Here is a 22,445-nt window from a genome sequence, read left to right on the forward strand (position 1 = left end):
ACCCCTTCTTAAGATGTGTACAGCACTTTAACCTCAGCTTCCCCCTTTGTCATCTTCGCGAGCTTATCCATTATCTCGCCTTGCAAACCGGCCGGTATCTCTATTTCAGCGACCAAGCTTCCGTCCGACTTCCAATCCATCGACTTGATCTCCCCTAGCTTCTTGAGTTCAGAGTAAGCGCGGCCCGAGTACTTGGGAGGTATTTTAACTTGAATAATGGCCTTCGCTATCTTGATTGGAATTATTCTAGATATGGCCCTGACTATCTGCATAGCTTGTTCTTCCACGCTCTTGTAGGGGTCTACGCCGACCTTGGCCCTCTCCATGGCCGCCTCTATCCTCGCCGGAGGAATCGGGAGTTTGGTCTGGGGATCTATCGCGTTCTTGGCAATGTAGTTAATTATTTGACGTTTCTTCTGCTCTATAATTTTCCTCCTCTGTTCGGCCGTGAGCTGTATCTCGCCTTTAGTGATTATCTCTAAAGCAACCTTCTTCACGTCGTCCGTTCCAAACACCTTCTTTAAAGTCTCTGGGGAGACTCTGTCGCCGCTGCCCACGTCCTTGTATATCGTATCAGCAATTAGAACCTCTTCTATCGGTATTTGCTTACCGGACTTGAGTTCTAGAGCTTTATCGGGGTCCACCAAGATTTCGAACTTGTGGCCCTTGTACTCGTACCGGGCGACCACGTAATTACGCTTCAAGAGGTCTTCCCTCTCTTACCCTCGCCGAGCGGAATTGAAGTTTAGCCCTCTTCGGCAGCCCGATCCTGCCTACTTGGATCCCCTTTTTAACCATCAAACCTTTAGCCTCGAAGTCTAAGTTCCACATGTAGTATGGTCTCCTCTTATCGTTGAGTTCTAGAATGCCCTCTATTATTTTCATTATTTTAATTTCCCTAGACTCGCCGGATCGTAACACTCTGGAAGCGTCAAAATGCGTTTGGTAAACGTTTATACAAGGGTAGAACTTACCGTCCGCGCTCAACCTCAGTCGCGTGCACCCCGCGCAGAAGTAAGGGTTGCCGACGGGCTCTATCAGCTCGACGAAGTTCTTGCCCAAGTAATACCTAGGCCTATTGTGTAGTTCTCTGACTTCCTTTTTATCAGCAACCTCCTCGAGCCACTTCTTCAACCGCTCTATGGGCTCTCTTGAGTGGCGCTCGCGGAATATGTGGGCCCCGTTGCCTACTGGGTGCAACTCGATCACGTGAACGGAGGCTCCCTTTCCTATGGCGTACTTCACTATCTCTTCCACCTCGTCCTCGTTTATCCCCCTCAAAACGACCACATTTACCCTGACCTCTATGCCGTTTTCTAAAGCCTTTTCTATCCCGTTCAACACGCGGTTAAGGGCGTCGACGCCCGTTATCCTTCTAAATCGCTGCCTCTTGAGGCTGTGTAAACTAACGTTTATCCAACTCACGCCGGCCTCCTTGAGGCCCTCTGTCCTCTCCGGCAGCAAGAAGCCGTTGGTAGTGATGGATATCTCCTCGAACCCGTGTTCTTTAAATGAATGAATTATTTCTTCTAGGTCGCTTCGGAGCAACGGCTCGCCCCCGGTGAACTTGACGTACTTTAATCCGAGCCTCGAGGTGGCTTCCGCTATCATGTCGTAATCGTTGACGGAGAGCTCGTCAAACGAGCCTCTACCCGCGCCTTCGGAGTGGCAGAATATGCAATTGAAGTTACACCTCTCCGTAACGGACACCCTTAAGGTCGCCAGGCTTCTGCCGTAGGCGTCGCGGATCATAGCCCGACATCTCTGGATCTCTAAAGCGACTAGAGCGTTAGAAACGTATTGCCGTTACCTCGAAGGCGGCAGCGACCAAGAGGTACAGTACTGATTTAACCAGATCCGGTTTCCTCCGCGTCGTCGCTAAAGCGTATGCATAGAGTTCCAGAAGCGTGTGGGCGCCGAGTACTACATTTAGGGGGTAACCTCGGGAGAGCGAGGAGCCTACGAGGGCCGTGTAGCTGACCGCGAAGCCGTAGTACCCCTTCCCCAAAAGGGCGCTCAATATCAGAATCAATATATTATGTTGGAAGATCCTCGCGATAGCCAAGAGGGGGTCCGAGCGCCTCGCAAAGTCAGCTATTTCCACTATTTCCCTTTTAATTGCGGAAGGGACGTCACACTTGAACAAAGAAACCAGCGCGACCGTTATCCAGCCCAGTAGGAACAATTTCGTTGGGTCGTCGGGCGCCTTAACGTGGAACACAATGCCAATTACTATTGGGATAAGGATGCACATCATTAGGGCGTTGCCACCAAAACCCCCTTACGGGCGGGGACGTTAACCCCTCTCACGGTGACGCTTATAGGAGCCCAAGGCTCGGGCGCCTTGCCCCCAAAGGCGATGGACTTCCACCCCTCGCGTACGACCACGTCGCTGGGCTCTTCGTTCAAGGCCACTACGGGGTAAGTCCCGTTGCCTATCAACACGTTGATCGCTTCCCCGCCCCACACCGCGTAGCCCCACGCGTCGCCTCCAACGAGACGCTCCGGAGGCCTTCCGAGCACGAAGAGCTTTCCACTTATTCTAATCCACTTTACCGCGCGCACTTCGAACTCCTCCGTCCTGCACCGACCGTCTTCGGTGCAGACCTTGAAGCTTAGCGTCGCCATATTCTCCAACCTCCATAGACAACAATAAAATATCCTATATTTAGTTAGCCCAGAGGGTAGCGAGGAGTGCCGCCGTTCGTGCGCGACAGAGACGAGGACGTCGCAGTGTTATACCCCTTTATAATGAGACAAAGAACACTAGACATAAGGTTCCTCGTAGTTAAGATGAGAGCCGACAAGAAGGATGAAACACTAAAGAAGATGTTAGATCTCTTGATGTCTAAAGATATAGACGTGTTACACATGATTAGAGGTCCGACCGACGTTAAGGCAAAATCTGTAACATACATATTCGTACTCAACATGAGGAGGGCTAGCATAACTATAGAGGCGCTAGTTCAAGAGCTAAAGAAGATGGAAGGGATAAAGGACGTAATGAGCAAGACCGAGAAATTGGGCGACATAACGTTCTTCCCCAACGCCTTTCCGCTGTACACCTACGACCGGGCAGTGGTGCTGAGTTCCGACTTCTTGAAGGCTTTATTTAACTCGTTCTACGCTTACTTCAAGCAACCCGCCTTGGCGGCCAGCATACTGTACCAACTGGGCATGAGGGTTGGGTACTCGCTGGCAAAGGAGATACACGAAGAAACCAAACATACGGGCGAAGTTCTCATCAGAGACGTATTGGATTTACTTAAGAGCTTTGGGATAGGGAACTTCGACTTTAAGGTCTCAAGGCTAAAACACGGAGAATATACGTTTAGATTAGAGAAGAGCTTGGAGGCAGAAGTAGTCACAATAAAGGGGCCCAGATGTCACTTCACCCGGGGGCTGCTCAGCGGCATAGTGTCCTTTGTAGAAGGGGAGTACGTACAAGTTCAAGAGACCAAGTGTTCGGAGGGCTCCCCGTCTCCGTGCATCTTCGTAACCCTTCGGAAAAAGTGAGTCCCCAAGGCGCTTAACATTTGGAGAGCCTCTTTACCACCTCTTCCATCCGAGCCACGGTCTCCTCGTCAACCACGTGTTCTATCAAACATGCCACTTCTTCCGCCTTCTTCTCGTCCATATGAACGACGTCAACGAAAAATTCCTTTATCTTCTTGAATTTCATCATGAGCTCGCGCGCTCTTCTCAACCCCTCTTCGGTGAGGCTCACCCGCCCCTGCGAGTAGGTGGCCAGCCCCATCTCTTGGAGCTTGTTTATGTATTGTAAGACCGTCGGGGGCTTTAGGCCCATGGCCCTTGCCACTTCTTTCAACCGTACGTCTCCCTTGCTCGTTTGAAGGGAGTAAATCACCTTCAAGTAGTCTTCAAAGCGCCTCCCGTAGGTGCTCATGACTTCTCCAGCTTCTCCAAGACCGCTTCAACTTTTTTATCCATATCTAGTTCTTTATCGAACCTTACGTCGGCCCTCATCACCATGACCACCCTTTTAACCCCTTTGTCGCGCAACCTCTCCACGATCTCTTGAGCCAGCGCCCCCGCCTCCTCCAACGAGGGCAGCTTTACCACAGTACCCATGGGGGTGACTCTGAACTCCAAGTTCCTTTTTCGAATGACGTCAACGGCCTCCGCCACCAAGTCGGAGACGCTGGGGCTGCAAGTACCCAGCGGCAATACTTGGTATTCTACGAGATACACGCTCCCACCAACGGAGGGCCGTAGAAGAGGAGACTATAAAGAGAGCGTTCATATCGTGTAGGGGAGACGGCGTGGTCAAGCTTAGGGTGAAGGTAGTAACTTGGGAGGACGTTGTCCGCTGGACCAAGGAGTTGGCCTTCGTAATACTCGAATCTGGGTACAAGCCTGACGTAATAGTTGCGATCGCCAGAGGCGGCCTTACGCCCGCCAGGCTGCTGGCAGATTACATGGACGTCATAGATATCTTGTCGCTGAAGGTAGAACACTGGGTAGAGACCGGGAGCCACCAAGAGGAGGCGGTGATCAAGTACGCCGCGCAAGGGATCGACTTGAGCAACGCGAAGGTCTTGATAGTCGACGACATTTGCGATACTGGGAAGAGCTTAATGGTAGCTAAGGACTATGTCGAAAAGTACTGGAAGGCGAGACAAGTGAAGTTGGCAACTATGCAATACATAGAGCCCGTGGCTCAGATAAGGCCGGACTACTTCGTGGACTTGGTGAGGGACTGGACGTGGTACATGTACCCGTGGAATTACGTGGAGGACATGGTCAACCTAGTTAAAAAGATATTGAAGGAACACGCGCCCTTAAGCTTGCAAGAGATAATAATAAAGTTCCAAGAGTGGTACAATATAACGCCTCCCATACCGCTTTCGGAAACTCTGAGAGTAATGGAGTATAGGGGTCTAGTGAAGAAGGTAGACGGTAAGTACGAGCTGAGCTAAAGTTCTATGGGCTCATTTTTATACGTACCTTGAGGGATCCTTAAGGGGGTGCCAACGACGACTTACGACTATTTCGTCCTCGGAGGAGGACCCGCGGGGGTCGCGGCCGCGTACTTCCTCAGTCAAGAGGGGTACAAGGTACTCCTAGTCGAACAGAGGCCCCACTTAGGGGCCAAGCCTTGCGGCGGGGGCGTGCCCACTCAGCTGAACATGACGCTGACTGTTCCGGCGGACTCCATTTTGAACAAGATAAGGTCGTTGACCCTCTACTTTAACATGAAACACGTAGGGACGTGGGACGCGAAGGAAACGATATTCTATTTGATAGATAGGACTAAGTTCTTGGAACACTACTCCACTTCCTTCGACGTCGCCCTCAAGACGTCGGCAAAGGTAACTCACTTGTATGCAACCATTAATAACGAAAAAGTTGACATTTCTAAGGTGATAATTGCCACAGGGTACTCGTGGAGGTTCCGAGAACGCGACATGCTGGCGCAAACCCTACAGTACTACGTGAAAGATATAAAGATAGATGATCCGAGCGAGATGAAATTCTACTTCTTCAAGGACTTGATAGGCTACGCGTGGTTCTTCCCGTACGGAGAGAGGGAGGCGAAGGTGGGCATCGGCGGCCTAGACGTGACGGTAAATCAACTCAAAGTGAGGTTAGATATGCTCCTAAAAGAACTTAATATCGATACAAGCTCGATAACTAGGATTGATGGGGCACCCATAGACATGGGCGGGATAAAGCTGGAATGGGCCAAAGAGCCCACCTACGTAGTGGGCGAGGCGTTGGGCGCCGTAATGCCATTAACTGGAGAGGGCATAAGGCCGAGCATACTCACCGCCAAGGTCTTGGCCCACGCGATAGCCCGCGAAAAGGACTATCGGGAGGTATTGGGAAGCATGAAGTTATACAAAGCAACCCAGCTCCAAGCGAAGATTCTGAAGAAGGTCAGGAAGGAGGGGAAGGTGCCGACGCTAAAGGAGCTAAGCCCGAAGAACGTGGAGGCCATCTATAAGTTTGGGATGGGAGAGGCAGGCATCAGAGAGTTCTTAAGTATACTGCCCAAGGCGTTCTCGCTGTCCCTCCTCAAGAAGCTAATTTAAGGGTGACAGCGTGCCCGACAAGCCCGTAGAGCTAGACGAAATAGATAAGAAAATTATAGAGATCCTTCAAAAGGACGCCAGAACGTCGTTTTCCAAAATTGCCAAGATGTTGGACCGCAGCGAAGCCACGATACACCTGCGCGTAAAGAAGCTCCGCGAGATGGGCGTACTTAGAGGTTTCTACGCTGACATCGATGCATCGAAGATAGGGAAGGACACTATAGCTTTTATATTAATCAAGATAGACGCTAACAAGTACCCGGAGACGGTCAAAGATATCGTGAAATTAGAGGACATCTACGAAGCTTACGACGTAACGGGCGAGTACTCCCTCTTGGTAAAGACTGTCGTTAGGGATAGGGAGGAGTTAGCGAGGCTGCTGGACTTAATAGGTAAGATGGAGGGGGTGCAAGAGACCTACACGATGTATGTGTTAAGGGTTCTCAAGGAAGTTAAGTCAGTTAGGGTCGACTGAGCTTGGGCTTAACGCGGGGGGCTAGGAATAAGACTGCCTCGCCCCGCTCCAGCTCGCCCAACAGGGCGCTCTCGGGAGGCGCTGGTTTGCCTTTGTGTACGAACACCCCGGCCTCCGTTGGCACCTCGAGGGCCTCGAAGACTTCTCGGACCCTCCTCGCTCCGCCCACCTCCGCCCACGCGTAAGTACCTTGACCTACTATCAGCAAGTTTCCATTGCCAGTAACTTCGGCCTTCGGTTCCAAGGGCCTCTCGTCCAGTTTACCGACTTTTCTACGAAGAGAACAAACGGAGCAGACCTCGCCCCACGCGGGGCCCCCACAGTACTTACACGCGTTGGGCTCGCCTTCCCCCTCGTTTCCGCCCTCGCGCCTTACTACGTAATTAAGTAAGTTGATCCTAACGTTCCCATACCTTTCCTCCAGTTTCAGTATTGTCTCCTTAACGTAATCCACGAACGTGGACCGCGGCTCGTACAAGGGACACGAGGCCTTCAACCACGGCAGCTTCTTTGATAACAAGAAGGTCATTATTTCCTTCTCGCCTATCCAAAACAAGGGCTTCACGCGCCCGCGGGCGGGACCTTTGGGCCTTTCGACCGGCCTCACCTTCTTCAAGCTCTGGAAGTCGCCCCTCAATATGTAAGACAAGGCCCACGAGGCCATGTCGTCCATGTTGTGACCCGTCGCGATGTACTCGATGCCCAACCTCCGGGCCAAGAGCTCTAGGGCGTGACGCCTAAGTTTCGAGCATATGGAACAGGGCGCCCTCCTAAGCTTCTTATACGAAAGCGCTGTAAAGCCGTACAACTCTTTAGCGTACACCGTATAATGAGTAACTCCCAGCTCTTCGGCGACGCGCTTAGCCAACTCTGCTTCCAACGAAGTGTAGTTAGGCACCGTATCGACGGTTGCCGCTACTACCTCTGTCCCTACTTTCTTCAATAGGTACAGTAGGGCGACGCTGTCCTTCCCTCCGGAGAGCCCTAGTAACACCCTCTTGGGGAGCTCGACCTTCTTCAACCTTTTAATTAGAAACTCCTCCAAGTGACGTTTGCAGAGTCGCAAGCGGGCGTACTTAATCGTTATTATTGCTTCTCTATCACAAAATGAACACCTAGGTCTCTTCACCTCGCTCATCGTAGTTCAGCTAACACGCTCCTCGAGTGTGCCCTCTTAACGACAGCCGTTATCCAGCTGCCTACGGGCAAGGGCTTGACTATTTCGACGGTGAGGGGGTAGCTGGCGGGCTGTCTTGCATAACTAACCCCTTTCTCCACCTTTTCCACGACCAAGTTCCTGAGCACGGTCCCTGGCGGGACCACTTTCTTCAACATCCTCTCTTGCCACTTCATGACGTACTTCCGGAAGCCTTCGTAACCTTTCGAGACGACCACCTTCTTCGTGAGGGAGTAGGCTTGCGTCCCCGGGAGCAAGCTCAGCTTACGGAGGTTAACCCTCCGCACTAAGAGCCCTTCCTCCTCGATTCTGTCCAACAACGCCTTGTTGTACTCCCAAGTCTCCTTACTTTCCCCCGGAAGTCCCGCGATGAAGTTTATGCCGGGGAGCAAGTGAGGTAAACCGTTCCAACCCCTATTGCGCCCTACCTTGTTAACTATCCTAATTGCTACTAGTGCGTCATCTAATAAGACCTTTAGGTTATTTATTTTAACGACCCTAGGGTCAACACTTTCTATTCCCATAGCTGCCACGTCTCCGGGAGTGTGCCACCTCACTATCTCCTTCAACGCTAGCTCGCTTTCCTCGGGCCAGCGCGAGATCGTACCGGGGTTGACGTTATCTATATGCAAAGTGATGAGGGAAGGCGCCACGCTCCTTATTCCTTGGAAGAGCCTCCTCAAGGCGAGCGGGGAGGGCCTGGGCCACTCCTCCGTGCCCAAGTCGGGCGAGCCGTAGACCAGAATGTCGCTCTGCCTCCCCAGTCGGAAGGACCTAACTCCGAACTTGTAAAGGGCTTCCACCTCTTCCACTATCTTCCTGACGTCGCGTTGTACCGGCCTTCCCTTCAAGGGCGCCAGACAGAAGCTACACCCTCCCCCGACCGAACGCGCACAGCCAGAGTAGGTCTCCAGCTCGACCGTTAAGTTGCCTACCTTGTAGTTCGGGTGTTGTTTAACCACCTCGCTACCCCTTATGAGAGCTTTGTCAACTAGAGCGTAATTGTCTATCCAGAGCGCGTCGCTGGCGCTCTCGGGGCCCCATAGGGCTGCCTCGTAGACCCAGTGGGCCACCCTGCCCCTTATCCGGTAGTCTGCCTCGACCTCGCTGGAGACGCTCCCTCCCGTACCGCCCAGCCCGAAGCTGGCCGCGGGGCCCGCCAACGCAACGGGCGCCGAGCTCAAGAACTTCAAGCGCTCGAACTCTTGAGGAGACCTCAACGGCTCACCCCCCAAGTACTTGCCCGGCACGAGGGCGCCGGCGATCACCAGCACCAAGTCGACCTTCTTCGTCAACTCTGCATAGCCGACCCAGTCCTTCCTAACTTCGTCTATTGTGAGGTAGTAGGCTTCGTTGGAGCTGTCTACTAGCTTTAGTGCCCCGTAGGCCTCCCTGGCGTAAACGTCTAGGTAAGGAGGCACTCCCAAGCCCGCTGGCTCGTCCGTGTAACCGTCAACTATCAACATTCTTCTAACTCTTCCCATTCCACTCTCCCCCGGAGGCTCAACCCTTTGGGGGGCAAGCTCGTCAGAGACAAAATCCCGACGGTAGCCCCCGGGGCTTACGTTAAGTGTGACGGCAGCGAAAGGCTCGAATGGTTGAAGAAAAAGTTAGTAGAGGAAGCGTTGGAATTCTTAATAGAACCCTCGGTAGAAGAGCTGGCGGACGTATTGGAAGTCGTCAAAGCGTTGATCGACGTTTTTGGGGACGAAGTCTACAAGGTGGCGGAGTCCAAAAGAAAGGAGCTAGGCGGCTTCGAGGAGTGTTGGATACGCGTTACGCCTTAATTCCTCGTGGACCCAACGCCTCGCGGGGCGCGTAAGATTGGTACAATACGACGTGGACCCCCTCTCTTTGGGCGTACTCTTAGGAATATATAACGGTGCCAAGACTCCGGAGGAAATAGCGCGCCTTTTGAACGTCGACAAGGACAGCGTGGAGGAGGCCATCAGGGAACTGGTCGAGAGGGGCCTCGTAAAGGTAGAGGAAAAGAAAATACTGTTCTTTAAAAACAAAGAGTTGAAACTCACCAGAGAAGGGTACAACACCCTCATGGCCGCCTTGGAAAGGGTAAAGCCGCAGCTTCAAAAGGCAAGGGAACTGATAGTTCAAGGGAGGGAGGAAGAGGCGTTTGCTCTGCTGGACGCCGCCGGTCTGGGGTTGTTTGCCTCACTGTTGTTGCCGCTGATGCTGGGAGGTATCTTGGCGTTGCCTTTCCTAGATCATGAGCATCATTCTCATATACACCCCGGCGAGCCCTTTTGATTGGGAAGAGTAGTGAACGACATAACGTCGCTGGTACTGACGTTGTTGATGTTGCTGGTGACATATACTTACGTCTCAACGATTTCTCCTTACTACATCAACAAGACTCTAGACTTCGACTTGAGGAGGCTCTCAACGATCGAGGTGATAAAGTCCGAAAAGGAAGAGTTCTACCTCTTACACGTACAACCCTTCAACGGCACGGAGAGATGTAAGGTTTTAATTTACTTATCTCCTTTCGAATTTAAAACTTTCAAAAGGAACTTGAACCTCTTGTTTAGGTCGTTAGCCTCCAGCTCGATCGGGGTGTACGCGGTGGTCCAGAAGGGACCGAGGTGGCCGGAACCCCCCGCTTTAGAGGGTTACGGAGCTGCCTATTGTTGGGGTCCCTCGTGTCCCCACCCTGACGGTACTAATACGACCATACTCATGGATAACGCGGAAGGGAGCTATCAATTCCTTCTCAACGTGACCTCCCCTTACGGGCCCTTAAGCGTGCTGTTCGCTAACTACCTACTCAAGGTAGGCACCCTCCACTACGCCCCTCTGAAGAAAGGGATCTGGGTAGGCGACGTAATGATTTCTCCGGACTCCTCGTTGGTGCCGCTCTACGCTTACGACCCACAGCGCGCTTTTGAGCTCCTCTACGCCCTTTGTGAAGGAGGCTTAAAGTGAGAGCTAAGGGCTCGCCGACCTTCGCCGCCCTAGCGGCCCTCGCTATAATAGCCTTCGCGATTTCCGGCAACGCTTGGGACACGTTCGTTTTCATAAAGAGCGCCATCTTGGTGTGTGAGGGTCAAGACGCTTATTCGTACTCAGAGTGGGTGGGGGCCCGCCTCCCGGGAATAGGTCCCATGTGGATAGCCTATCCCCCTTTACCCATCTTGCTATGGCTTCCCCCGGTCTGCGCTTTACGAGCGCTGAACGTACCCTTGTCGTTGCCCTACTTGTGGGCGATTAAGCTACCCAGCGTCTTGGCATTAATAACATCAGCCCTCGTGGCGGAAAAGGTTCGAAGAGGATCTTGGAAGTACGTAATCTTCAACCCGGTCTCCTTGAGCGCCGTATTTCTGCACGGAATGTTCGACAGCATTACAGCCCTCTTCGTATTGCTGAGTATATTACTCGTAATTAGTAACAAGACGGTCGTTGGCGGGTTGAGCTACGGTCTGGCGTTGACGTCCAAACAACACTCCTTGATCTTGCTCCCGAGCCTCGCCTTCTCCTTCTTAAAAAAGAAGGACGTCGTCAGCCTAGGGAAGTTCGTCATCGGCGCGTTCGTGTCCTTCGCTTCCGTGATCTTACTGTACGGCTTCTTGACGGGCGAGGGAACGTCCTCGCTGAGGGATTTGATCGCAGTTACCGTGTTCCACGCGAACAGGCCCCCCAACGCGCTGGGGTTCGGCGGATTTCCGGAGGTATCTCTCTATACAGACGTACTCGGGGGGTACTCCGGGAACCTCGCGAACGCGGTCTTGATGCACGGCAGCGCCGTAACGCTTCACAGCGTGATAACTCCCGTATCGGCGCTCTACGTCCCAATGCTGCTCGCGGTCTCCTACCTCTTCGAGCTCCCTACGGCTGCGTTCCTAGCTTACGTAACTTACATACAGCTCACGTACGTGGGGGCGCTGCAGCACTTAGTGGTACCCGCAACGCTGCTTCCAATAGTTTTAAACGACAAGAAGTTCGTCAAATATTTCACACTCTCGTTCTTACTGTACTCGTTGGCTCACGTCATAGCGTTCTGGGACATATTTCCGATGATCTTCTCGCCATTATTCTTGGCGTCGTTTGACCTCTGGCTCTCTAAGCTGTCTAGAATAAGCGACGTGGTCCTCCCGGGCTGGGACATGGCCTTCAAGCTGTCGGGTTCGCTATTAACGGTCGCCGGCCTACTGGTACTGCTGTACGCCACCTTTAGGTTGTTGGAGCTCAAAAGGAGGGCCTTGGGCGTCGCTTTCATTGCGACATACTTAATTGAAATGACTATCCTCATCTTGATGTTGAAGTGGTACGCGTCCAGCTCGGAGCTCCCCGCGGCAAAGCTGGGAGAAAGGCTCTGCGCCGTGTACCCTTGGGAAAACGTAGAGTTCCCTGGCGAGCGACTCGGTGACTACTTGTTTACTAAGTCGGTCCCGCCTAAGGAGGGTTACTTCTCCCTAGTCAAGCCCATAACGGACGAGGTGGCGGAAAGCGCCGCGAAGGGCGGCTTCAGAGTGCTCGTAATCGCCAGGTTGGACTCCTTAAGGAGTTACGAGGTCAGCGACCTGTTGGCGTCCTTAACGCTCGGGGGCGTTGAGTGGGCTTGGGGGGTAGTGGTGTCGGACGAAGACAAATATTACATAGACGGAGTCGCAAGCGCGCCTTTGAAGGACGTAGGGAGGTTGGCAGAGATCATAAGGAGGAACGTGCCCTTGAAGGGGTATTTCGAACTCGGGGGCATCTTGGGCTTCCTCAACCAAACAATAATGAAGATTGAAGTCCATGAGTACGAGTACCCTACGGTCGACGGGAAACCCATAGTATACGTTATTCCAGAAGACGCGTCCCCCTCCTCCATAAAAGAGGTGGTTAGGGAGCTGTCCGAAAAGGGACTCGCCCCAGTGGTAGTAACGAACGTTGAGTTCGCTAACGTTAAGAGCGATAAGCGCTGTATGGTTAATCTGTTCAGAGTCTCGGAGCTATCCACATCCTGAGCTCGGAGCCCGCTTCCATACTCATCTCCAACTTCATAGGCATATCTGTTGCAAACTCTAACGTTAATTCCTTGGCAGCTTGGTAGGCCCTCGTAGCGTCGTAGAGGTGCTGGACGGAGTACTTTGCCTTGGCCTCCTTCTCTACTACCAAACTAACTAACGGATTGAAGAGCTTCAGCTCGGCCTCGTAGCTCTTGTTGGCCTCGAATGAAACGAATGTCAGAGTCTCGTTGTCTGGGGTAGAAACCTCTACCTCGTCAGAAACTATCTTCGCGTCGGCCACAACATGACGGAGGTCAGCGGGGTCCATCTTCGCCGTAACGGTTAATTGAACTTGAGGTTCGTCTAGGTGTTCCTCCTCCGGGACCTCGAAAGCTTGGATCTTGAACTCCCTTTCCACGCTAGTCTTCCTGTTCAAGAACTTAACGTGTAGGTAGGGGCTTCCTTTGTAGTACTCTAGTATCACAGCGTCGTCCTTCGTCCCCCTCTTTACCACCTTGTTCAACTCGTCGCTATCTATCTTGACCACCACGTTTTCTTCATTGACTTGGTACTCCTCGAAAGACGTAGAAGGCATGGTGAATATTACCATAGTGTTTTTATCGCTACTCATACTCTTTATGTCTATACCCTCTTGAGTCACGTAGAGGGGCATTGCCTCGAAGAGTTTGGTGAGGGGCTGGAATATCTTCTTGAATTTGCTGGCTTGGGGGAACATGAGCCTAAAGGTCGGTTCGTCCATGGAGTTCCTCCGCCGACGTTTGCTATTTAACTTTCTTGAGGTTAACGGGGGCGGGAGTAAGGCGTGAAGACGATAAAGGTCGTGGTAGACGGCGGCAAGTATAAGTGGGTAGAGCTTCCGCGGGAGGAGGCGCTGAAGCTCCTCGAAATAATTGAGGGGAAGCTGGGCAAGAGCCCGAGGGACCTCCAGGAGACCATGAGGTACCTCCGCCACTTCGAGGAGTTTTACCGAGACATGCAGAAGAGGTTCAAGGACTTCATAGCGCCCCCTCACAGCTTAGACGACATGATAAGGGGAATTGTTGTCGTCGATAAGATAGCGTTAAAGAAGGAAGGCAACGAAGAGATTGCTACAATAGTTTTCGACCGCAGAATTTCTGTGGACTTGCTAAAGGAGGCATTGAAGGAGCTGGGGTACGAGGTAGAAGTGGAGGTAGAGAAGCCGTGGTAGAGGCTACCAGGGCGTTCGTCCAGTGTTGGAGGGGGAGCTGCGACGAGGTGGTCTCTAAGCTTAGAGAGAGGTTCCCCGTGAAGGCCGTTCAGAAGTCGAAGGTCGTGCCGAACTTCGTAATGATAGAGTTCGAAGGTCTAGTGGAGGGGGTTGAAGAGTCCTTAAGGGATTTGGGCATTGAGGACTTCAAGGTCATGCGCGTAAGGGTCTGAAAGGGGTCCACTTTAACCCTTACCACTTCTCCGTCGGGCGTCATAATTAGCGCTTCGCCCACTTCCAGCTTCCTCAATTCGAGTAAGTCTATCTGCAACCCCAGCTCCTTTAATTCTTGCACTTCTAAGTACTTCATGAAAATCTTTGTATGGGCGTTGTTCAAGACACCGCTACCAAAGTCTTTCAAGGACTGTGTAGCTAGAATTACTCCGACGCCCCTACTCCTCCCCTCCCTCATCATGCTCTCTAAGGTCTCCTCCTCCAACAACCAAGCCTCGTCAATTATTACCAACCTCTTCAAACTGTCGCTCAGTTCCTCTTTCAGTATGCTCGACAATATGTCGCTTGCGAAGGCCTCAGTGACTTTCCTCCGCCTCCTCATTTCCTCCTCCGCGAAGGGCCCGTAAACCTTGTACCCCTCACCGCACATATTTATTAAATCTCCTTTGGGGTCCATGATAGTTATGTTTTCTATACCAACCAGCTTGGCTCGGGCCGCCAAGGTGCACAGAAGGGTGCTCTTCCCGCTCCCGGTGGAGCCGAGCACTAAGACGTGACGGAGCAAGTCCTCAGCGTCCATCAGGAAGGCTTCGCCGTCCTCCCGGATGCCTAAATATATAAGAGCCTTCTCGTTATACGTCTTCGCCTTGGGCTGCACCACGTAGAAAGACTTAGAATTCGCTATTATCTTCTTACCGTCCTCACCTTTGATAACCCTCAAGAGCTCCGGGCCGCTCAGCCGCCTCACTTCCACGTTGAGTATGCCCTCAACCACACCTTTGAGATATTCTATGTCCTTCTCTAATTTTTCCTTAGAATTTGCGCGTATTATGTAATACGTGTTTACCGACGTGGGAGGGTATTTGGACACGGCTTCCAACAAACTTTCAAAGTACTTTAACTTCTCTTCAGCCTTCACGTTGCTGTTATCCTTACTCAATATTATTCTCAAAGTACTAATTTCGTTCTCTATTTTCTTTAATAACTTCTTAGAATCCTCGGAACTCCTAATTACTCTTACCTCAAGCTCCGAGCCCTTACAACACTTGGAGAGCGACCTGGCGTAGTCGTAGATCCTCCGGACGTCGTAGGAGTGCAACGGGTCCACCTTCTCTACCTTGAGGGCGCCTACGTAAGATTCGGAAGGGCCCTCCTCTATAATTAGAACGTCCTTGCCCACGCGATAACGTCGCTTCTTCTTAGAGTTCAACTTATTGCACATAATAATTGAAGACAATATTGCAAGCGCTAGCTCCAAGAACACGCTGTCACCACATCCTTACTACGAGGCTCTTCGACCCCTCAGAGATCAACGACGCTATCGCCCTAGCCACCAACCCAGTCAACACGATATGGATCGCGGGGAGGGCCGAAACTATGAATGGGACGACGAGGAGGTACTGCTGGGAGGCGTGGTGTCGAACGTAGCTTATAGTGTTCTTCATCCTTATTCCCATCAAGCTGGCTAAGTAACCTAAGACGTGCGGCTTGGGGGGCGTGAAGGTGCCCACGGTGCCGTAAACGACTATCTCCACGCGCTCACCGCTGCTCATTCGGAAACTTATTATGTAGCTGGGCATCCCCTCCCACGAATCCATGTTTATCCGGGAATTAGCCAAATTGTGGCTGCTGACGAAGCTAACGCGATCCTTCAAGACTCCGGTAGCTACTATGTGAACCTCGGTGTCGCGGAGCGCGGTTAATTTGAACTGGAGGTACAACGTTCCAGCTTGAGGGTCCACGGACGGCTTGAACTCCGCCAAGACGTCACCCACTACGGCCACGCCGGGCGAAAAGGCCCACACCTTGCCCATCTTAATCGTAACCTCGCCGAAAGACCCCTTGTCCATGGAACCGAACCTCACCCACCCGTAATTCACGACGAGCCCGTAAAGGTCGACCTTCACGAAGGCACGAGGCCACGGCGCCCCTCCTAAGGGGATACGGGTGTCGAACCTCCCCTCGCCGTCTAACGGGTAGAGGCCGAAGCGGCCGTTCCTATCCTCAAAGTAGATGAACGCGTGTACAACGGGCTCTCCGCGGGCGTCCTCGACCTTCCCGTAAGGGTAAGCCACGCCCGTCGAGGCGCGGACCGGCAAGTTCAATATCAGTTCCGTCACTACCTTTAAGGCCGGGTTGTAGCTCGCTATGAGTCTCAATAGCGAGACCACTAAAGGTACGAAAACGTACGTACTAATAGCGAACCCTATCAGAGCGGCCCCTACAGACTTCGTGAGCCGGAACGGTACCCCTAAGGCCAAAGTACCGAGAGCTAACATAACTGGCATGACCAACTCGCCCACGACCGCCAAGATGTAAGTGAACGTCCACAAGTAAGCCCCAGCCTTGAAAACCATTATTAACAAGTCCAAGGTAAACGAAGACGCCCAGTTGCCCAAAGGGTCAAGGGCTGAGACCACCTCGTAGAAGACGTTTAACGCTTTACCCAAGGGCAGTCCGAACACGTTCAGCGAGAACACGCTAGAGAACATGATTTTTAACAATTTGAAGAACAAGTACAGCCTTGCTATCCCGTTGGCTATCTCATATATCTCGTGTACCAGCTCCTCCCTGGAAGTGGACGTCGTCGCCTCGATTACCCAGTCCGAAAAATATATTATAGAGCCATACGCAAGGCTCATCACCAAGACGAGTTGAGCGTCGCTTATCAAGATGGGGGCCCACCTCTTCACGCCCCTTATCGGCAAGGGAAGGGCGTACAGTAAGACTCCTAATGCGTAGCTCAAGCCCGATAGGGCTACTGAAAGCGTTAGCAGCGAAGTGATGACGTCCACCGACGCCCCTAACGTTTAACCCTACAAGGGCCGGAGAGGGGGACGCCGTAACTATGAAGAAAGGGTGGAACGTTAAGACCGGAATAGTGTGGGACGTAGAGAAGAACGTGCCTACGTTCAAGGAGGACTGCTGGGACTGCGAGACTGTAGAGCTCCCCACGACCTTGCCGGGGGACGCCCGATTCGCCTTCGAGCACGATATAGGCTTGCTCAAGGAGGCCCTAGAGCGCGAGTTCGGGGACTCCGACTTCCTGTGGAAGGTCTTGGGGGGCAAAGGGGTTGTTTTGGTAAACAAGGGCGCCGGGCTGGACGACTTCAGGGAGCTCTTCTCGAGAGGCGCCATAGTTGGCAAGCTCTACTGGGAACCAATAGAGAGGACGTGGAGGTTCAGGCCCTCCTACGCGGGGGCCTCAGTTCTAGTCGAGCTGGGCGTAGCCAAAACGGTCGAGGTAGAGGAGCACCCGAGCGAAGGCTCCTCCATATTTTACGAGGGTTGTAAGGACGGAGAACAAGTGATACTGGTTAATAGAGAGAAGGTTCCCGTAGGGGTCGGGGTCTGCAGAAAGGGGCGCGTCAGGGTAATAACGTCATTTCCCAAGTCGGTGGTCGGGAAAGAGCCGTTCCCCGCCAAGCCGCTCCCCACTACCATAGAGGACACGATCAAGTTCAACGAACGCCGCCTTCGGAGGCTCACCTCCCAATCGAAGAGGTTCATATACTCTATGGTAAGCAAGGTGGAGAAGCCGCTCACGGTCTCCTTCTCCGGGGGCAAGGACAGCTTGGTAGCTCTCCACCTAACCTTGGAGTTCGGCAAACCTATCGTGGTATTTAACAACACTGGAATAGAAATGCCGGAGACCGTCGAGACCGTGAGGAGGGTCGTGGAGGCGTTCGACCTAGAGCTGGCGGTCGCCGACGCCGGCAACTCGTTCTGGGAGGCAATGAAGAGGAACTCCCCTCCAGCGAGGGACCTCAGGTGGTGCTGTAAAGTAACCAAACTCGTACCTATGGCCAAGCTGGTGAAGGAGAGGTGGCCCTCCGGCACCTTGAACGTAGTGGGGCAAAGGGCCTTTGAGAGCATAGAGAGGAGCAAGTCCCCGAGGGTGTGGAGGAACAAGTGGTTCCCGCAAGTGCTTAACATCGCTCCCATACACTATTGGACCCAGCTCGACGTTTGGATGTACATATTCCAAAAGGGGCTAAAGGACTTAGTCAACCCCCTCTACTTCAAGGGCTTCGAGAGGATAGGCTGCTTCATGTGTCCCGCCAGCTTGTTGGCCGAGTTCGAGTTCACAAAACGCGTCCACGAAGACTTGTGGAACAAGTGGGAGAAGGAGGTGGAGAGGTGGAGAAGAATCATGGGGTTGCCACTCGAGTGGAGGGAGTACGGCCTGTGGAGGTGGCTCAGCCCGAGCTCGAAGAAGAAGAGTTTTATGAATAAGCTTGGAATAAGCTACAGCTGGGAAGAAGAGTATAACAGCAGGCTCTTCCCGAGGATAATTAGGTCGGAGAACGGGGACGAGAAGGCCATCATAGAGTACTCTTCTAATATAGAGAAAGCGTTGGAAGACCAGTGGAGCATACTGGGCAAGAGGGTCGAGCGTAACAATGTAAAGACGCAGAACGGTCATGAAATAACTTTCTCCAAAAACAAGGTTGAGGTCGTAGGCAAGAACCCCTTAGAGGAAGCTTTGGTGGTCGACGCGCTCATCCACCGTTGGTACCAGTGCATGAAGTGTAAGAGTTGCGAGCTCTGGTGCCCCACCGGGGCCATCAAGGTTGAGGAGAGGCCTAAGGTGGACCCGGAGAGGTGCGTCTCGTGTAGGCTCTGCGTGCTGGAGTGTCCGATATACGAACCGGTGACCGATAGGGTGAGCGCCTCGGTGATCTTGGGGAGGCCGGACGGTTGGAGAAGGAAGACGAAGAAGGCGAGGAAGGAAGTAATAAAGGAACTGAAGGAGGCGGTGTTGGACGACGCGAAGGGGCTCGGCGGCCTTTGAAGGAAACGGATAAGCGCCCGCTCCTTGAAGGGCGGTGGGGCGTCTGAGCTTTTCGGAATACCTAGAGGCCCTCTACCGCCTAAGCCCCAGGCTCTACGAGCGCCTACAAGAGGTGGCCAACTTCATAGGCTCCGTCTTAAAGGAGAAAGGCGTTGGGCACTACGAGCTCGAGGGCGACGTCCTCTTACCGGTCTACACTCGTTGTGAGGTCTTAGGCCCTCCCGTGCGCTGCGAGCCCACGGGCTTCCGAAGCGGCTACGTGGAGAACACGATAGTGGATACCTACGAGCTGTTCTAGAAGGACGAGGAGCCCGAAGGGTCTACTTTTCTGTACTAACTCGAGGTGTCCTTCTGTCTCAAAAGCTTTGTTCACGCAGCAGCCGTCCATAACTGTGAGTGGGGCCGACGTCGACTCGGTGGAAGAGGGCGACGGCGGCGAGATAGAAGTTACGTGGGAGAAGTTCGAGTTCTCCGAAATCTTGGTAGGTAGCTTGGAAAGCCCAGAAGCCGTGGTGTTCATCCATTACGACTCCTTCGAAGGGGGCTCCGTGGACAACGGGGCCGCCGTCGCCGTTGCGCTGGAGAGGTTAAAGGAACTCGACTTGAAGAAAACGCTGTTGGCTTTCACAGCCCCAGATGAGCCGTCGCACGAGGAGCCCTACTGGGGCTTCGGGTTTAGGTTCTTCGAAAAGGAGTTTAAAGACGTCTTAGAGAGCGCGGACGTCATAGTGACCTTCGACTCGGTGGGGCTCAGCTCCCCCCTAGCGTTGAGGGACAAGAAGTCCTTGGAAGACCTGTTACCGCTAGAAGACAAGGGCTTGCTGGAAAAGGCGGTGGGCGTTACTTCGGATTGGGACAAACTCTTCGAGATCTACCACTCAGACTTGGATACTCCCGACAAGGTTGATTACTCCAAGACTGTTGAGGCGTAGGAGCCGTTAAAGACCCTCCTCCCCCCAGAAGGGCCCTACAGCAGCTTCAAGTGGCCGGTAACCTTGTCGACCTCCTCTTCGGGGGCAGGGCCTACTGCGACTGCCGTTACGGTGCCAGGCTCCACTTGGGTTAGGCCCGCGTCCTTAACCAAGAACGCGGGGAGGCCGAGGTCCCTAGCCTTCTGATATATTTCTAGCAACTCCTTCAGCGAACCAACCTTGAGGACCACCTTCTTCTGGCCCCCTTTGGTCCACTCCTCGAACCAAGATGGCTTCTTCTTCATAGCCTCCAAGGCCGCTCCTAAGGAAGCGTGAGCCACTTGTGCGCAGATCTTTCCCTTCCCCATTTTAATGTCTGTCCTCACCACTATGCTCTGCTTGAAGCCTCTCGGCAAGCTTACCTCCCTCGATTCCGCTCATCTTTAACGCCCTAACTACCTCTGCCCGGCTGGCGCCCAACGCCTCGGCCTTTCGGAGGACCGCCTCCAACGGGTCCTTGCCCTCTTTGTAAGCGGTTATGGCCTCCCACGCGAGCCTCCACCTCCTCTCCCGGGATCCCATAACCTTTATGATGGCCTTTTGGATATCCCCCCTCAGCTCGTAGCGGGCCATGAGTACGGCGAAGACTAGCTTGTGTATCATTAAGGGCACGCCTACCGTGCTTCCCCAGAGTTCTATTCTCCTCCTCCTACAGCAGTCACACGGGATCTTTGAGGTCAAGCCGGGTCTAGGTATTTCTTTGTCCACGATCCCTCCGAACAAGAAGACGTCCGCGTTCAGCACGTCGTGGGAGGTCAAGCTCTCCTCGGCGTTCGGGTCCAAGAGCACCACTTCGTCGAATACACACAAATCCTCTAACCTCATAACCTTCACGTAGTCGTTTGGTTTCCACTGAAAGTCTTTGGGAGCGTCCACAAACACTACGTGAGAGTCCCAGAGGAAGTACCTAACGGCGTTCAAGGTCTCCCAAAGTTGCAGCTTGAGCTTTCTGAGCTCCTTGGGGGTGTGTATTCCGAGAAAGCCTAGGTACACGGCTACGTAGGGCAGCTCGTCCAGCAGCGGGAGCAGGTGTTCCCGGGTCAGCTCCCCCTCCGACTCGTGGGTGGCGTCGCTCACTTCCTCGCCTCCCCTAAGCATGTACCACATAGTGCGGCTCCCGAACTCGGTGCGGAACCACCTCCGCGACTTCAACCCTTTTCGTAAGTTCACCTTGCTGCCCTTGACTAACATGTGGACTGCCGTCTCTTGGAAGGGGTCCCTCTTAAACCTCAAGTTCATGTTACACTTCAGGGAGGCGAGCTTCTCTGCGCCCCTCTCGTAGAGCAACTTTAATAGCGCGTCTCGCGGTCGCATTCGGTCAGTACCGGGATGACGAACTGTACGTGGGCTGAAAAGGTGAAGAGGCTGAGCTACGCGCGACCGTCCCATAGTCCAATTTATTTCTTCAGCACATAGAGCTGGTGGGTAAATGTAGTGACACGGGGCAAGGGCCTCGAGTGTCCTCCTCTGCTCGCCCGGAGCAAGGTGCAAGCGGTATGGGGCATAAAGGGCGGGGTAGGCAAGTCCACGGTAAGCGCCCTCGTGGCCAAGGCCAGCTCTCAGAAGGTCAACAAGGTCACGCTCCTCGTAGACACGGACTTCCGCGACGGCTCCTCCCGTTTCTTCTTGGGAGAGGAGGCGAGGCGCCTAGAGGGGTGGTATGACGTCTTGGTCAAGGGAGGTAGGCTAGAGAAGTACCTCCACCGGGTTGAGCCGAACTTATACGTAGTGCCCTCGGGGACTATGGACTCGGCCATGAAGTATTCAATGATGATAGCCCAGAAGGGCGTGAGGGAGGTTATGAAAATCGTCGCGAGGACGGTTTCGGAGATCCAAGAAGACTTCGACTTGGTAGTGGTAGACGTGCCGGTGACCAGTTTCGCGGACGTGCCTATACTTAAATGTATGATTGACTCCTTGAGGGCCAAGAATACGTTAGTCACGCAAGCCTCCGCCCCCGAGATACGGAGGACGTTGAAGTTGGTTAGGGAAGCAATAAACTTACTTCCATCGCTGCTCGTGGTAAACCAAATACACCCGAGAGTGCTGGCCGACGCCAACGAGAGGAGGGCTCTCTTGAGCGTCATTTTAGAGATAGTTGAGGAGGGGATAAAGGTAATTCCCATACCGTTCAGCGGAGAGCTTTACGAACATATAAATTGGAATTCGAAGACCGTGGAAGCGCTGGAAGAGTGTATGGCTTACTTGCTGTGGGGAGTGGGCGACCCCAAGTGGTGCAACTTCGCAACGCGGGGGCTTTACAGCCCCGAGATAGCGAAAATGGTCGCTTCGATATCTTCACCTTCTGCTTGAGAGCTTCCTCGCTTCCCTTTCGGTCTCCCTCAAGATGAGTATGTCGCCCAACCTAACCGGACCCTTGACGTTTCTCGTCAAGATGCGGCCCTTGTCCCTACCTTCCAGCACCCTCACCCTAACTTGCGTTATCTCTCCTGTTACGCCGGTCCTCCCTATGATTTGGATTACTTCCACCGGGAAGCCTATCTCCTCCGTAACGTTAATCTCGTTCATCCACTCGCCTACATATACCTTCTTCGGCACGGCTCGACCCCGCCCTCCCATCTAAGCTTTCCTTTTAAATCTC

General features: G+C 53.2%; 27 protein-coding genes. 13 read left to right on the plus strand and 14 right to left on the minus strand.

Features of this window, described 5'->3' with window-relative positions:
* Positions 1-8 precede the first annotated feature (8 nt).
* From IGNI_RS03610 to IGNI_RS03625, 4 genes are read right to left on the minus strand one after another with little or no spacing between them, the layout of a single operon-like run.
* Entirely contained in the window at positions 9-704 is a 696-nt protein-coding gene (locus IGNI_RS03610; RefSeq protein WP_011998731.1) for a ribosome assembly factor SBDS, read from the minus strand.
* The gene (gene moaA, locus IGNI_RS03615) at positions 694-1,752 is read right to left on the minus strand and encodes a GTP 3',8-cyclase MoaA (RefSeq protein ID WP_011998732.1); all 1,059 of its coding nucleotides are present in this window, start codon (positions 1,750-1,752) and stop codon (positions 694-696) included. Before moaA ends, IGNI_RS03610 begins: the two co-directional genes overlap by 11 nt.
* Positions 1,753-1,789: 37 nt before the next feature.
* Positions 1,790-2,257 (minus strand): hypothetical protein, encoded by a 468-nt coding sequence (locus IGNI_RS03620; RefSeq protein ID WP_011998733.1) that lies wholly within the window; start codon positions 2,255-2,257, stop codon positions 1,790-1,792.
* Entirely contained in the window at positions 2,257-2,628 is a 372-nt protein-coding gene (locus tag IGNI_RS03625; protein WP_011998734.1) for a hypothetical protein, read from the minus strand. Before IGNI_RS03625 ends, IGNI_RS03620 begins: the two co-directional genes overlap by 1 nt.
* Before the next feature lie 66 nt (positions 2,629-2,694).
* On the opposite strand from IGNI_RS03625, the gene IGNI_RS03630 reads away from it, so the two are divergent.
* On the plus strand, positions 2,695-3,516 hold the full coding sequence (locus IGNI_RS03630; protein WP_011998735.1) for a V4R domain-containing protein: 822 nt from the start codon (positions 2,695-2,697) through the stop codon (positions 3,514-3,516).
* 13 nt (positions 3,517-3,529) lie between these two features.
* Here the strand turns inward: IGNI_RS03630 and IGNI_RS03635 are convergent, their stop codons facing one another.
* Together IGNI_RS03635 and IGNI_RS03640 are read right to left on the minus strand one after the other, a co-directional pair.
* On the minus strand, positions 3,530-3,907 hold the full coding sequence (locus IGNI_RS03635; RefSeq protein ID WP_011998736.1) for a metal-dependent transcriptional regulator: 378 nt from the start codon (positions 3,905-3,907) through the stop codon (positions 3,530-3,532).
* Entirely contained in the window at positions 3,904-4,212 is a 309-nt protein-coding gene (locus IGNI_RS03640) for an MTH1187 family thiamine-binding protein (RefSeq protein WP_011998737.1), read from the minus strand. The genes IGNI_RS03635 and IGNI_RS03640 overlap by 4 nt, the downstream gene beginning before the upstream one ends.
* 71 nt (positions 4,213-4,283) lie before the next feature.
* Here IGNI_RS03640 and IGNI_RS03645 point away from each other — a divergent pair, with 71 nt between their 5' ends.
* The 3 genes from IGNI_RS03645 to IGNI_RS03655 are packed head-to-tail and all read left to right on the plus strand — an operon-like array spanning position 4,284 to position 6,531.
* On the plus strand, positions 4,284-4,940 hold the full coding sequence (locus tag IGNI_RS03645; RefSeq protein ID WP_011998738.1) for a phosphoribosyltransferase: 657 nt from the start codon (positions 4,284-4,286) through the stop codon (positions 4,938-4,940).
* A 48-nt stretch (positions 4,941-4,988) separates the two neighbouring features.
* Positions 4,989-6,056 carry an FAD-dependent oxidoreductase gene (locus IGNI_RS03650; RefSeq protein ID WP_011998739.1) on the plus strand — a complete coding sequence of 356 codons (1,068 nt, stop codon included), beginning with the start codon at positions 4,989-4,991 and terminating at the stop codon, positions 6,054-6,056.
* A gap of 10 nt (positions 6,057-6,066) precedes the next feature.
* Entirely contained in the window at positions 6,067-6,531 is a 465-nt protein-coding gene (locus tag IGNI_RS03655) for an Lrp/AsnC family transcriptional regulator (RefSeq protein WP_011998740.1), read from the plus strand.
* Here IGNI_RS03655 and IGNI_RS03660 read toward each other — a convergent pair.
* A complete protein-coding gene (locus IGNI_RS03660) occupies positions 6,518-7,669 on the minus strand; it encodes a tRNA lysidine(34) synthetase (protein WP_011998741.1) in 1,152 nt (383 codons plus the stop codon). The genes IGNI_RS03655 and IGNI_RS03660 overlap by 14 nt on opposite strands.
* Complete coding sequence (locus IGNI_RS03665; protein ID WP_011998742.1) at positions 7,666-9,192, minus strand: radical SAM protein; 1,527 nt, start codon at positions 9,190-9,192, stop codon at positions 7,666-7,668. Before IGNI_RS03665 ends, IGNI_RS03660 begins: the two co-directional genes overlap by 4 nt.
* A gap of 27 nt (positions 9,193-9,219) precedes the next feature.
* Between IGNI_RS03665 and IGNI_RS03670 the strand changes: the two genes are divergently transcribed.
* From IGNI_RS03670 to IGNI_RS03685, 4 genes are read left to right on the plus strand one after another with little or no spacing between them, the layout of a single operon-like run.
* The gene (locus IGNI_RS03670) at positions 9,220-9,495 is read left to right on the plus strand and encodes a nucleoside triphosphate pyrophosphohydrolase (RefSeq protein WP_011998743.1); all 276 of its coding nucleotides are present in this window, start codon (positions 9,220-9,222) and stop codon (positions 9,493-9,495) included.
* A 37-nt stretch (positions 9,496-9,532) separates the two neighbouring features.
* Positions 9,533-9,973, plus strand: a complete 441-nt coding sequence (locus IGNI_RS03675; RefSeq protein ID WP_011998744.1) for a MarR family transcriptional regulator — start codon at positions 9,533-9,535, stop codon at positions 9,971-9,973.
* Positions 9,974-10,648, plus strand: coding sequence for a hypothetical protein (locus tag IGNI_RS03680; protein ID WP_148202232.1), 675 nt, complete (start codon positions 9,974-9,976; stop codon positions 10,646-10,648).
* Positions 10,645-12,672 carry a hypothetical protein gene (locus IGNI_RS03685; protein ID WP_011998746.1) on the plus strand — a complete coding sequence of 676 codons (2,028 nt, stop codon included), beginning with the start codon at positions 10,645-10,647 and terminating at the stop codon, positions 12,670-12,672. The genes IGNI_RS03680 and IGNI_RS03685 overlap by 4 nt, the downstream gene beginning before the upstream one ends.
* Here IGNI_RS03685 and IGNI_RS03690 read toward each other — a convergent pair.
* On the minus strand, positions 12,644-13,414 hold the full coding sequence (locus IGNI_RS03690; RefSeq protein WP_011998747.1) for a DNA polymerase sliding clamp: 771 nt from the start codon (positions 13,412-13,414) through the stop codon (positions 12,644-12,646). The genes IGNI_RS03685 and IGNI_RS03690 overlap by 29 nt on opposite strands.
* A 63-nt stretch (positions 13,415-13,477) precedes the next feature.
* Here IGNI_RS03690 and IGNI_RS03695 point away from each other — a divergent pair, with 63 nt between their 5' ends.
* Entirely contained in the window at positions 13,478-13,864 is a 387-nt protein-coding gene (locus IGNI_RS03695) for a hypothetical protein (protein ID WP_011998748.1), read from the plus strand.
* 88 nt (positions 13,865-13,952) lie between these two features.
* Here IGNI_RS03695 and IGNI_RS03700 read toward each other — a convergent pair whose 3' ends face one another.
* Positions 13,953-15,341, minus strand: coding sequence for a helicase HerA domain-containing protein (locus IGNI_RS03700; protein ID WP_052570073.1), 1,389 nt, complete (start codon positions 15,339-15,341; stop codon positions 13,953-13,955).
* A 4-nt stretch (positions 15,342-15,345) separates the two neighbouring features.
* Positions 15,346-16,872: a hypothetical protein gene (locus tag IGNI_RS03705; RefSeq protein ID WP_011998750.1), complete on the minus strand. Its 1,527-nt coding sequence runs from the start codon at positions 16,870-16,872 to the stop codon at positions 15,346-15,348.
* A gap of 53 nt (positions 16,873-16,925) precedes the next feature.
* Here IGNI_RS03705 and IGNI_RS03710 point away from each other — a divergent pair, with 53 nt between their 5' ends.
* From IGNI_RS03710 to IGNI_RS03720, 3 genes are all read left to right on the plus strand, one after another.
* Positions 16,926-18,872, plus strand: coding sequence for a phosphoadenosine phosphosulfate reductase domain-containing protein (locus IGNI_RS03710; RefSeq protein ID WP_011998751.1), 1,947 nt, complete (start codon positions 16,926-16,928; stop codon positions 18,870-18,872).
* A 34-nt stretch (positions 18,873-18,906) separates the two neighbouring features.
* On the plus strand, positions 18,907-19,170 hold the full coding sequence (locus IGNI_RS03715; RefSeq protein ID WP_011998752.1) for a hypothetical protein: 264 nt from the start codon (positions 18,907-18,909) through the stop codon (positions 19,168-19,170).
* 94 nt (positions 19,171-19,264) lie between these two features.
* On the plus strand, positions 19,265-19,804 hold the full coding sequence (locus tag IGNI_RS03720; protein ID WP_148202233.1) for a zinc-binding metallopeptidase family protein: 540 nt from the start codon (positions 19,265-19,267) through the stop codon (positions 19,802-19,804).
* Between the two features lie 35 nt (positions 19,805-19,839).
* Here the strand turns inward: IGNI_RS03720 and pth2 are convergent, their stop codons facing one another.
* Both pth2 and IGNI_RS03730 read right to left on the minus strand, forming a co-directional pair.
* On the minus strand, positions 19,840-20,151 hold the full coding sequence (gene pth2 / locus IGNI_RS03725; protein ID WP_011998754.1) for a peptidyl-tRNA hydrolase Pth2: 312 nt from the start codon (positions 20,149-20,151) through the stop codon (positions 19,840-19,842).
* A gap of 1 nt (position 20,152) precedes the next feature.
* A complete protein-coding gene (locus tag IGNI_RS03730) occupies positions 20,153-21,157 on the minus strand; it encodes a hypothetical protein (RefSeq protein ID WP_187145928.1) in 1,005 nt (334 codons plus the stop codon).
* A 120-nt stretch (positions 21,158-21,277) separates the two neighbouring features.
* Between IGNI_RS03730 and IGNI_RS03735 the strand changes: the two genes are divergently transcribed.
* Positions 21,278-22,156 carry an AAA family ATPase gene (locus IGNI_RS03735; protein WP_011998756.1) on the plus strand — a complete coding sequence of 293 codons (879 nt, stop codon included), beginning with the start codon at positions 21,278-21,280 and terminating at the stop codon, positions 22,154-22,156.
* On the opposite strand, the gene IGNI_RS03740 is transcribed toward IGNI_RS03735, so the two are convergent.
* Positions 22,142-22,372 (minus strand): 30S ribosomal protein S28e, encoded by a 231-nt coding sequence (locus IGNI_RS03740; protein ID WP_148202318.1) that lies wholly within the window; start codon positions 22,370-22,372, stop codon positions 22,142-22,144. The two genes, IGNI_RS03735 and IGNI_RS03740, sit on opposite strands and share 15 nt — an antisense overlap.
* Positions 22,373-22,445 lie beyond the last annotated feature (73 nt).

This window comes from Ignicoccus hospitalis KIN4/I (assembly GCF_000017945.1).
Lineage (GTDB): Archaea > Thermoproteota > Thermoprotei_A > Sulfolobales > Ignicoccaceae > Ignicoccus > Ignicoccus hospitalis.